Raw genomic sequence first — 6,182 nt, 5'->3', positions numbered from 1 at the left:
TAACGCGCGGAGCACAGCGGCGGCCCGTCAGGGACGTCCGGCGGCCACCGGCCGCGTACTGATGCGGCTGGTTATATTTTGCTGGCTTGGGCTTCAGGCTCTCGCCCACCACGCAACACCAAATATAGCAGCGGACCTGCAGATACAAACACCGCTGTCAGAACTAAAAACGGGATGACGTAGCCCAACCCTTTGCCGCGGCTTTTGGCGTCCTGGTACATCCAAATACAGGCCAACGCGGCGAGAATGTAGAGATCTATGACAACCTGGGCGGTATCCGGGCTAGACATCAGCTGAACACCGAAGGCCAGAAGCGACTGCTCGGCGCCTGCCATTACCCAGAAGGTAAAGCCCATGAACAGGCAGAGAACGATTAGGGGGATTGTCGATATTCTCATAATCTTCCTTGATTGAGGTTTAAGAAATATAACAGCTAATTATACGAACGCGTTCGCATATCACCCGTTCGTAAAACTCCATCTAAAAGCTCTCAAAGAATTCTAAATAACTGCTTCAAAACCAATTAGTTGAGAGCATCCCACCACGGCTACCGCTGGAGTTATACGCCCGTCTTCGAGCCACTCCTGCTCACCGTTTTGGGCGTATAACTCCGCCCAGTATTTTCCTTCTTTCCAACCCTATCAGAGACTTACACGGATATCTCATGCAACTTTTGGAGTTTTGCGAACGCGTTCGTATAACTCCGTCGCTCATTGCTCTGTGCGCTGGAGGGCTCGGCCCAGGTTGTGGAAATAATCCCGGAAGGCCAGGTTAATCCGCTCCCGCTGATCGCCCTGTGGATACAGCCCCAGCTTTGCCTCCTCGGATTCCCGGGTGCCCCGGACGAGGAAGGCGTTTTTGCTGTCGGCATCCTGCACAAAGGCTTCAAAGGCGCGGGCGCAGAGTTCTTCGGGCTGGCTGTAGTAGTGCACGCAGGCGGCCTTGTCGGCTTTGGCGGATTGTCGGAACAGGTCGCTGGGTTCGGTGCCGGCCTCGTTGAGGAGAATGATCCGGTAGCAGGCCTGCAGGCATTCGTTAAGGGGATGGGCGATGGCGTCTTCGCGGGTGAGCCAGAGTTTGGAGGCAAACTCGCCTTTGCCGGTGCCTGGAAATAACTTGTCGGCGATGTAATGGTCGAAGGCGTGGAACCATTCGTGGGCGATGCTGCCGGGGCCGGCGTTCTTGGCCAGGGCGAAGCTGCGGGTGGCGGGGCTGTAGTGGGCGGAGACGCCGGGGCGGCCGCCGATACCGTACTGCAACGCCAGAGTGCCGCGCAGGGAGATGAGGGTTTCGGTGCCGCCGAGAATGGTCATCAGGTCACACAGGGCATCGTAGAAAAGCCCGGCGCTGCGCTGCTTTTCCGGTTCGGTCACCCAGTGCCCGATCTCGACGGTGCGGAACTGGAACCGGCGGCGAACGTCCAGGAAGGTGACGGCGGTATCACCCCGGTGATCGGGGCCTTGGCGGTAGAAGGTTCTTGGCATGGGCCAATCATAGGGAGACAATCGCCGTGAATCTACACGACAAGGAATCCACGATGACCCAACTGCCCCAGCTGACCGATGCCCTGCTCACCCTGGAAAACCGCGTGGCGGTGCTGACCCTGAATCGCCACGACCTGCGCAACGCCCTCACCGGCTCCAACCTGATCGATGACATTGTCACCACGGCAGAATGGGTCAACCAGTGTGAAGATGTGTCAGTGCTGGTGATCACCGGCGCCGGTTCGGCGTTCAGTGCCGGTGGCAACATCCGGGACATGGCCAACCGCAGCGGAGACTTCGCCGGGGATCCTGCCGAGTGTGCCGAGCGCTATCGCAAGGGTATCCAGCGGATTCCGCTGGCCATGCAGGCGGTGGAGGTGCCGGTGATTGCCGCCGTTAACGGCCCGGCGATCGGTGCCGGCTTTGATCTGGCCAACATGGCGGATATCCGCATTGCCGCGGACTCGGCCAAATTCGGTGAGACCTTCCTGAACCTGGGCATCATTCCCGGCGATGGCGGAGCCTGGTTCATGCAGCGGCTGATCGGTTACCAGCGGGCGTTCGAGCTGACGCTGACCGGCCGCATCGTGGATGCCGCTGAGGCGAGGGAGCTGGGGATCGTCATGGATGTGGTGCCGGCGGATGAGCTGATGCCGGCAGCCTTGAAGATGGCAAACAAGATGGCCAGCCAGCCGCCCAAGGCCACCCGCCTGACCAAGCGCCTGATGAAGATGGCCCAGCGCACGGAGCTGAAGGATTTCCTGGACATCTGCGCCTGCTTCCAGGGCATGAGCCACAACGAGCCGGAACACCTGGATGCGGTCAATCGGATGCTCGAAGCCATGGCGAAACGCTGATTTGACACATTTTGCTACAGGAAATGACGACCAGGCATCTTTCCCACCGGGATCAGGGCGGTAAACTGGTCCCTGCAGGAAAACAAACAACAATGGCGAATGGCCGACTACGGGGTTAGCTGTACGTGATCCTACACCAGGCGTTGCGAGCCCTGATCGTGCTCTGGCTGGCATGCTTTTGCTATACGGCCCACGCCGGACCAGAGCCGATTGAGGTTACCCGGGACTCTCCGATCCCGGCCCGGTTCCAATACTGGGAAGACCCGGCGGGTGACGCCGGCGTCGGTCGCGTTCGTGCACTGGCCGATGAACGCTGGAAGCAGATTGCCGACGGCAGCACCAGCTTCGGCGTCACCGACTCCGCCTACTGGCTCCGGTTCGCCATTCACAACCCGTCCACGGAAAACCTCAACCTGATCGCCGAACTCGGCTACTCCCAGCTCGACGATGTGACCTTCCATGTCTTCTCCGGGAATGATCTGGTCCGCCAACTCGAAACCGGCGATGCACGACCATTCTATCCCCGCGATGTGGACCACCCGAACATGCTGCTGCGGCTGTCCCTGGCACCGGATGAGGGCAGGACGGTGTATGTTCGGGTAAAGACCGCAGGGTCCATGATCCTGCCGTTACACCTGTGGTGGGAACACACGTTCTTCGAAGCCGCCGCAGACGAACTGAAACTGCATTTCTTCTACTACGGCGCCCTCACGGTCATCATTCTCATCAACCTGGCGGTGTTCCTGACCCTCCGGGAGAAGTTGTACCTGTTCTATGCGCTGGCAATCTTCGGCTACCTGCTGTTTTTTACGTCCATCGAGGGTTTCAGTTTCCAGCATTTCTATCCACAGGCCCCGGCGCTGCATGCCCGCGCCCTGCTGGTGTCGATGCCCATCCTGGCGCTGTTCTCGGTGCTGTTCTGCCGCGAGTTCCTGCGGGTAAAATCCCACAGCCCCTGGCTGCACAAAGCGCTGATCGCCATGATGGTGTTCGAGGTATTCAATTTCGCAGCCGCACTGACGCTCAGTTACAACGCGGCGATACTGCTCTCGGCGTTTTCCGCACTGATCTTCTTCTCCCTGCTACTGGTGGCGGGCCCGATTACCTGGGCCGCCGGTGTGCGCGCCGGCGCCTTTTTCACCGTAGCCTGGACACCCCTGACCATCGGGGTCTTTGCCACCGCAGGCCGCTCCCTTGGCTTCCTGCCGGTCAATTTCTGGACCGAATACGCCATGCAGATCGGCTCCGGTCTGGAAGCCTTCATCCTGACCCTGGCACTGGCCGACCGCCTGTACCGGGAGCGCGAGCAGAAGATTCAGGCCCAGGCCGAGAGCCTGCGGGAAGCGCAGGCTCGCAATGAGGCCCGTGATCAGCTCACCGAGGCGCTGACCCACGACCCGGTGACCGGCTTGCCCAACCGCAACCGGTTCGAGTGGATGGTCGATCAACAACTGAAAAAGGATCCTGAGGGCCGCTACATGGTGGGCGTGGCACGCATTACCCGCCTCGACGAGATCAACCGTACGCTCGGCCTGACCCGGAGCGAACGGCTGCTCAAACGAATCGCCGATCAGATGGAGCAACTGGCGGCGGCACTGTCCATGGTCCAGAGCATTGTCGATGATCGTGGTCGGGAGGAACGGGTGTATCAGCTGTCCGGCGACACCTTCGGCATGCTCGTGGACGCCGACAAGGCCGGCGGTGACTTCAGTGCGTTGGACCAGGCACTGAATGTCCTGGCCCAGCCGGTCCCCCTGGACCAGCTGGCCATCGATCTGCACCCCCGATTTGGTGCTGCCAGTTACCCCGAGCACGGCGATTCGGCCGCCCTGCTCATCCGCAATGCCCACGTGGGTATGGAAATCACCCCCCATGGCCAGCACGAGACCGGGCTCTACTCGAAGCAATACGACATCTACAGCGAGAGTCGCCTCACGCTCATGGCGGATCTGCGTGAATCCCTGCAGCAAAACCGGACCCGGATCTTCTACCAACCCAAAGAACACCTGGCCAGCGGCCGGATCATCGGGGTGGAGGCCCTGATACGCTGGCAACACCCGGACCTGGGCAGGATCAATCCGTCAGAGTTCATCACCCTGGCGGAGGAAACCGGCGTGATCAGCCAGCTGACCGAGTGGATGATCCACCATGCCACCCACGACCTGGCGACCCTCCGTAAAAAGCACCCCGATCTGACACTGTCGCTCAACATTTCTGCCCGGGACCTGTCCTCCCGGGGGCTCCCGGAGGTGTTCCGTTCCGCGCTGGCGCGCCACGCCCTGGAACCGCAAACCATCACCGTGGAGCTGACAGAAACCGCCGCCATGGAAGATCCGGTCGAGGGTCTCCGGGCGCTGGAGGCCTTGGCCGCGATCGGTCTTAAAGTCTCCATCGATGACTTTGGCAGCGGCTATTCCTCCCTTTCCTACCTCAAACAGCTGCCTGCCACCGAACTCAAGCTGGACCGATCCCTGGTCCATGACGTTACCACCAGCGAAAGCGCCGATGTGATTGTCGCCACCTCGATCCAGATGGCCCGAAGTCTCGGCTACCAGGTGGTGGGCGAAGGTGTGGAAGACACGGCGACGGCGGAGCGCCTGAAGGCCATGGGGTGTGACCTGTTACAGGGCTACTGGCTGTGCGGCCCCATACCGCTGGAGGAGTTGCAATACTGGCTGGAGACCCGAGCGCAAACCTCCTGCCGGAAATAAAAGGCCCGGTACACTGGCCGGGCCTTTTCTGTCAGAGCTGACTGCCGTCTACCATTCCAGCTGCGCGCCGGTCTGGTATTCGATCACCCGGGTCTCGAAGAAATTCTTCTCCTTCCTGAGCGTGGCTTGCTCATCCAGCCACGGGGATACGTTTTTGGCGCCCGGGAACGGCTCTTCAAGCCCCACCGTACGCGCCCGCCGGTTGGCCACGAAGCGGAACTGCTCGCTGTGGTACTCGGCGGAATAACCCAGGATCGGGTCCCGCAGGATGTAGTTGGCGTAGGCGGTTTCCGCCGCCTCGGACTCGTCCCACATCTCGCGCACGGCTTTCGGGTCCAGGGTGATGTTTTCCTCTTCGAGGATCTGGTTCACGACTTTCAGACCGAAGGAGAAGTGCATGGCCTCGTCCCGCAGGATGTACTGCAGCTGCTCCCCGGTGCCGCGCATCAGACCCCGACGCTGCAGGGCGAAGATGGGGCTGAAGCCGTTGTAGAACCAGGCGCCCTCGAACACCGCCGCAAAGAACAGGTAGGACATGACGAATTCCTGCAGGTCGTCCGGGTTGCGCAGGTTCATGTCCGGGCGCATGGCGGCATCGAGCCGGCGGTTGGCCATCCTGATCTTGCCGTGGATCTCCGGCACCACGCGGTAGCGGTTGTAGATCTCGCTCTGGTCCAGGTTCAGGGTCTCGATGCAGTGCTGGTAGGCCCAGGTGTGCATGGACTCCTCGTACACCTGGCGGGCCTGGTAGATCTGCAGCTCCGGTGCACTCATCTTCTCCATCACCGCCAGGCCGATGTTGCGCATGGCCAGGATGTCGGAGGTGGTGAGGTAGGCCAGCACGTTCTCGTACACGTGCTTTTCCGCCGGGTTCAGCCGGTGGTGGTAGTCGTGAACGTCCTGGGCCATGTTCACGTCCAGCGGGGTCCAGTGGTTCTTGTTGGCGTTCATGAAGTACTCCCAGGCCCAGGGGTACTTGAACGGTGCCAGTTGGTTGATGTCGGTCTCGCCGTTGATGACCCGCTTGTCGTCCACATTCACGGGTGTGGGGCCGCCGGTGGCGGCCGGTCCGGATTCGGTTTTCGGTTCGTCGTCCCAGTCCAGCATGGCTATGCCTCCCAAAGATAAAG

The 6,182-nt window shown here is 60.8% G+C and carries 5 protein-coding genes; 2 read left to right on the top strand and 3 right to left on the bottom strand.

The genetic code is table 11. The features are described from left to right. Positions 1-71: 71 nt before the first annotated feature. Positions 72-398 carry a DUF2834 domain-containing protein gene (locus ACQUTG_RS13220; protein ID WP_428919839.1) on the bottom strand — a complete coding sequence of 109 codons (327 nt, stop codon included), beginning with the start codon at positions 396-398 and terminating at the stop codon, positions 72-74. A 312-nt stretch (positions 399-710) separates the two neighbouring features. Then, positions 711-1,484 carry a CLCA_X family protein gene (locus tag ACQUTG_RS13215; protein WP_428919838.1) on the bottom strand — a complete coding sequence of 258 codons (774 nt, stop codon included), beginning with the start codon at positions 1,482-1,484 and terminating at the stop codon, positions 711-713. Between the two features lie 53 nt (positions 1,485-1,537). Between ACQUTG_RS13215 and ACQUTG_RS13210 the strand changes: the two genes are divergently transcribed. After that, the gene (locus tag ACQUTG_RS13210; RefSeq protein WP_428919837.1) at positions 1,538-2,341 is read left to right on the top strand and encodes an enoyl-CoA hydratase-related protein; all 804 of its coding nucleotides are present in this window, start codon (positions 1,538-1,540) and stop codon (positions 2,339-2,341) included. A gap of 125 nt (positions 2,342-2,466) precedes the next feature. Then, positions 2,467-5,052 (top strand): EAL domain-containing protein, encoded by a 2,586-nt coding sequence (locus tag ACQUTG_RS13205; RefSeq protein ID WP_428919836.1) that lies wholly within the window; start codon positions 2,467-2,469, stop codon positions 5,050-5,052. A 48-nt stretch (positions 5,053-5,100) separates the two neighbouring features. Here the strand turns inward: ACQUTG_RS13205 and ACQUTG_RS13200 are convergent, their stop codons facing one another. Continuing rightward, a complete protein-coding gene (locus ACQUTG_RS13200; RefSeq protein ID WP_428919835.1) occupies positions 5,101-6,159 on the bottom strand; it encodes a ribonucleotide-diphosphate reductase subunit beta in 1,059 nt (352 codons plus the stop codon). Positions 6,160-6,182: the final 23 nt, after the last annotated feature.

Source organism: Marinobacter sp. DUT-1, assembly GCF_050379415.1.
Taxonomy (GTDB): domain Bacteria; phylum Pseudomonadota; class Gammaproteobacteria; order Pseudomonadales; family Oleiphilaceae; genus Marinobacter.
The sequence above is the reverse complement of the archived record's forward strand: the minus strand, read 5'-3'. Positions and strand labels throughout refer to the sequence as shown.

What these genes read in the sequence shown, in the direction of transcription:
- ACQUTG_RS13200 (WP_428919835.1), bottom strand. Translation starts at nt 6,159, where the DNA reads ATGCTGGACTGGGACGACGAACCGAAAACCGAATCCGGACCGGCCGCC.
- ACQUTG_RS13220 (WP_428919839.1), bottom strand. Translation starts at nt 398, where the DNA reads ATGAGAATATCGACAATCCCCCTAATCGTTCTCTGCCTGTTCATGGGC.
- ACQUTG_RS13215 (WP_428919838.1), bottom strand. Translation starts at nt 1,484, where the DNA reads ATGCCAAGAACCTTCTACCGCCAAGGCCCCGATCACCGGGGTGATACC.
- ACQUTG_RS13210 (WP_428919837.1), top strand. Translation starts at nt 1,538, where the DNA reads ATGACCCAACTGCCCCAGCTGACCGATGCCCTGCTCACCCTGGAAAAC.